Origin of the sequence: Nocardioides deserti (assembly GCF_014266025.1) — a bacterium.
GTDB classification, from domain to species: Bacteria; Actinomycetota; Actinomycetes; order Propionibacteriales; family Nocardioidaceae; genus Nocardioides; species Nocardioides deserti.
Genome location: NZ_JACMYC010000033.1, coordinates 1 through 5,110, shown reverse-complemented (window position 1 = coordinate 5,110; position 5,110 = coordinate 1). Strand labels below are relative to the sequence as shown.

Here is a 5,110-nt window from a genome sequence, read left to right as displayed (position 1 = left end):
GGGTGGTGTTGGTGTTGTTTTTCAACGGAGAGTTTGATCCTGGCTCAGGACGAACGCTGGCGGCGTGCTTAACACATGCAAGTCGAGCGGTAAGGCTCCTTCGGGGGTACACGAGCGGCGAACGGGTGAGTAACACGTGAGTAATCTGCCCTCCACTTCGGGATAAGCCTCGGAAACGGGGTCTAATACCGGATACGACACTCCTTCGCATGAGGTGGGTGTGGAAAGTTTTTCGGTGGGGGATGTGCTCGCGGCCTATCAGCTTGTTGGTGGGGTAATGGCCTACCAAGGCTTCGACGGGTAGCCGGCCTGAGAGGGTGACCGGCCACACTGGGACTGAGACACGGCCCAGACTCCTACGGGAGGCAGCAGTGGGGAATATTGGACAATGGGCGGAAGCCTGATCCAGCAACGCCGCGTGAGGGATGACGGCCTTCGGGTTGTAAACCTCTTTCAGTACCGACGAAGCGAAAGTGACGGTAGGTACAGAAGAAGCACCGGCCAACTACGTGCCAGCAGCCGCGGTAATACGTAGGGTGCGAGCGTTGTCCGGAATTATTGGGCGTAAAGGGCTCGTAGGCGGTTTGTCACGTCGGGAGTGAAAACACTGGGCTTAACTCAGTGCTTGCTTTCGATACGGGCAGACTAGAGGCATGCAGGGGAGAACGGAATTCCTGGTGTAGCGGTGAAATGCGCAGATATCAGGAGGAACACCGGTGGCGAAGGCGGTTCTCTGGGCATGTCCTGACGCTGAGGAGCGAAAGTGTGGGGAGCGAACAGGATTAGATACCCTGGTAGTCCACACCGTAAACGTTGGGCGCTAGGTGTGGGGCCTATTCCATGGGTTCCGTGCCGCAGCTAACGCATTAAGCGCCCCGCCTGGGGAGTACGGCCGCAAGGCTAAAACTCAAAGGAATTGACGGGGGCCCGCACAAGCGGCGGAGCATGCGGATTAATTCGATGCAACGCGAAGAACCTTACCTGGGTTTGACATACACCGGAAGCCTGCAGAGATGTGGGTCTCTTTGATACTGGTGTACAGGTGGTGCATGGCTGTCGTCAGCTCGTGTCGTGAGATGTTGGGTTAAGTCCCGCAACGAGCGCAACCCTCGTCCTATGTTGCCAGCGGGTAGTGCCGGGGACTCATAGGAGACTGCCGGGGTCAACTCGGAGGAAGGTGGGGATGACGTCAAGTCATCATGCCCCTTATGTCCAGGGCTTCACGCATGCTACAATGGCCGGTACAAAGGGCTGCGATGCCGCGAGGCGGAGCGAATCCCAAAAAGCCGGTCTCAGTTCGGATTGGGGTCTGCAACTCGACCCCATGAAGTCGGAGTCGCTAGTAATCGCAGATCAGCAACGCTGCGGTGAATACGTTCCCGGGCCTTGTACACACCGCCCGTCACGTCACGAAAGTCGGCAACACCCGAAGCCGGTGGCCTAACCCCTTGTGGGAGGGAGCCGTCGAAGGTGGGGCTGGCGATTGGGACGAAGTCGTAACAAGGTAGCCGTACCGGAAGGTGCGGCTGGATCACCTCCTTTCTAAGGAGCACACGCCCCGATCACCACCGAATGTGTGGTGACAATGGTGGTGTCTCACTAGTGGAATCGTCGATGATGCTTCACCGGTCGTGGTGGGGCTGCCTCAGTACTACCTGCACCTGTCGTCTTCGGATGGGGGGTGTGGGTGTGGAACCTGGTGGTCGCAGCGTGGTTGGTGGGGTTGGCACACTGTTGGGCTCTGAGGGGTCATGGTGACCTGCTCAGTGCTGTTCCTCCGCAGACCACGCCCGGGGTTTTCTGGGTGGTGGCTGGTGGTGGGGTTGTTGTTTGTGAACTGGATAGTGGACGCGAGCATCTTGTAATACTTTTGTAGTTGTTGTCTTCGTTGAGTGTTTGTGAGACAAGCTATGAAGGGCACATGGTGGATGCCTTGGCATCAAGAGCCGATGAAGGACGTAGGAGCCTGCGATAAGCCCTGGGGAGTTGGCAACCGAGCGTTGATCCGGGGATGTCCGAATGGGGGAACCCAGCTGGAGTCATGTCCAGTTACCTGCACCTGAATATATAGGGTGTGTGGAGGGAACTCGGGGAAGTGAAACATCTCAGTACCCGAAGGAAGAGAAAACAACAGTGATTCCGAGAGTAGTGGCGAGCGAAATCGGATGAGGCTAAACCTTATGCGTGTGATACCCGGCAGGGGTTGCGCATGGGGGGTTGTGGGACCGTTCAATCAGTGCTGCCGTGCTGGTGCAGAGTAAGAAAACGAGTTGTGAAGTCGAAGTCTGTTGGAAAGCAGCGCCGTAGAGGGTGATAGCCCCGTATGCGTAAGCACTTGTCTCTGGAGCGGTATCCCAAGTAACACGGAACCCCTGAAATTCCGTGTGAATCTGGCGGGACCACCCGTTAAGCCTAAATACTCCTTGATGACCGATAGCGGACAAGTACCGTGAGGGAAAGGTGAAAAGTACCCCTGGCGGGGAGTGAAATAGTACCTGAAACCGTGTGCCTACAATCCGTCAGAGCCCGGCTGCCCTGTATGGGGTGTTGGGGTGATGGCGTGCCTTTTGAAGAATGAGCCTGCGAGTTTGCGTTGTGTTGCGAGGTTAACCCGTGTGGGGAAGCCGTAGCGAAAGCGAGTCCGAACAGGGCGTTTGAGTAGCACGATCAAGACCCGAAGCGAAGTGATCTATCCATGGGCAGGTTGAAGCGCGGGTAAGACCGCGTGGAGGACCGAACCCACTTAGGTTGAAAACTGAGGGGATGACCTGTGGATAGGGGTGAAAGGCCAATCAAACTTCGTGATAGCTGGTTCTCCCCGAAATGCATTTAGGTGCAGCGTTGCGTGTTTCTTGCCGGAGGTAGAGCACTGGATAGCCGATGGGCCCTACCAGGTTACTGACGTTAGCCAAACTCCGAATGCCGGTAAGTGAGAGCGCAGCAGTGAGACTGCGGGGGATAAGCTCCGTAGTCGAGAGGGAAACAGCCCAGACCATCAGCTAAGGCCCCTAAGCGGTGACTAAGTGGAAAAGGATGTGGAGTCGCATTGACAACCAGGAGGTTGGCTTGGAAGCAGCCACCCTTGAAAGAGTGCGTAATAGCTCACTGGTCAAGTGATTCCGCGCCGACAATGTAGCGGGGCTCAAGTCATCCGCCGAAGCTATGGCATTCGCATATATAACTTAGCCGCACGTGAGTGTTGGTTCAGGTGTGTGGATGGGTAGGGGAGCGTCGTGTCGCGAGTGAAGCTCCAGAGTGATCTAGGGGTGGACGCGACACGAGTGAGAATGCAGGCATGAGTAGCGAATCACGTGTGAGAAACACGTGCGCCGAATGATCAAGGGTTCCAGGGTCAAGCTAATCTGCCCTGGGTAAGTCGGGACCTAAGGCGAGGCCGACAGGCGTAGTCGATGGACAACGGGTTGATATTCCCGTACCGGCGAAGTAGCGCCCATGACGAACCTGGTGATGCTAACCACCCGAAACCATGTCTACTGAACCCTTCGGGGGGATGGGATGTGGCGGAGCGTGGGACCCGAGCTGGTAGTAGTCAAGCGATGGGGTGACGCAGGAAGGTAGTCCAACCACGGCGATGGTTGTCCGTGGCCAAGGATGTAGGGAGAGGTCTAGGCAAATCCGGGCCTCTGACTTTGATGTCGATCCTGAGATCTGATGGGGACCCTTTTGGGGAAGTGGATGATCCTATGCTGTCGAGAAAAACCTCTAGCGAGCTACGAGCCGCCCGTACCCCAAACCGACTCAGGTGATCAGGTAGAGAATACCAAGGCGATCGAGCGAACCATGGTTAAGGAACTCGGCAAAATGCCCCCGTAACTTCGGGAGAAGGGGGGCCGGATCCGTGAACCACCTTGCGTGGGGACGCGGTGATGGCCGCAGAGACCAGGCCCAAGCGACTGTTTACTAAAAACACAGGTCCGTGCGAAGTTGTAAGACGATGTATACGGACTGACTCCTGCCCGGTGCTGGAAGGTTAAGGGGACCTGTTAGACACGCAAGTGTCGAAGCGGAGAACTTAAGCCCCAGTAAACGGCGGTGGTAACTATAACCATCCTAAGGTAGCGAAATTCCTTGTCGGGTAAGTTCCGACCTGCACGAATGGAGTAACGACTTGGGCGCTGTCTCAACCGTGGACTCGGCGAAATTGCACTACGAGTAAAGATGCTCGTTACGCGCGGCAGGACGGAAAGACCCCGGGACCTTTACTATAGTTTGGTATTGGTGTTTGGTTCGGCTTGTGTAGGATAGGTGGGAGACTGTGAAGCGCTCACGCCAGTGGGTGTGGAGTCATCGTTGAAATACCACTCTGGTCGTACTAGATGTCTAACCTAGGTCCGTGATCCGGATCAGGGACAGTGCCTGATGGGTAGTTTAACTGGGGCGGTTGCCTCCTAAAATGTAACGGAGGCGCTCAAAGGTTCCCTCAGCCTGGTTGGCAATCAGGTGGCGAGTGTAAGTGCACAAGGGAGCTTGACTGTGAGACAGACATGTCGAGCAGGGACGAAAGTCGGAACTAGTGATCCGGCCACGGCATGTGGAAGCGTGGTCGCTCAACGGATAAAAGGTACCCCGGGGATAACAGGCTGATCTTCCCCAAGAGTCCATATCGACGGGATGGTTTGGCACCTCGATGTCGGCTCGTCGCATCCTGGGGCTGGAGCAGGTCCCAAGGGTTGGGCTGTTCGCCCATTAAAGCGGCACGCGAGCTGGGTTTAGAACGTCGTGAGACAGTTCGGTCCCTATCCGCCGCGCGCGCAGGAAACTTGAGAAAGGCTGTCCCTAGTACGAGAGGACCGGGATGGACGAACCTCTGGTGTGCCAGTTGTCCCGCCAGGGGCACGGCTGGTTAGCTACGTTCGGAAGTGATAACCGCTGAATGCATCTAAGCGGGAAGCACGTTTCAAGATGAGGTTTCCCACCACGTAAGTGGGTAAGGCCCCCAGCAGAACACTGGGTTGATAGGCCGGAGGTGTACAGCAGTAATGCCTAGCCGACCGGTACTAATAGGCCGAGGGCTTGTCCCACAACCACTCAACCAAGACAACAACCACCCATGGTGTTGCAAGCAGAGTGCTCGCGTCCACGAATCCAG

2 rRNA genes are annotated in these 5,110 nt (G+C 56.4%); both read left to right on the top strand.

Features of this window, described 5'->3' with window-relative positions:
* The first annotated feature begins 21 nt into the window (after window positions 1-21).
* A 16S ribosomal RNA gene (locus tag H7344_RS20100) occupies window positions 22-1,542 on the top strand.
* Between the two features lie 359 nt (window positions 1,543-1,901).
* Window positions 1,902-5,042 (top strand): 23S ribosomal RNA (locus H7344_RS20095).
* Together the 16S and 23S rRNA genes form the textbook arrangement of a ribosomal RNA operon.
* The last annotated feature ends 68 nt before the right edge of the window (window positions 5,043-5,110 follow it).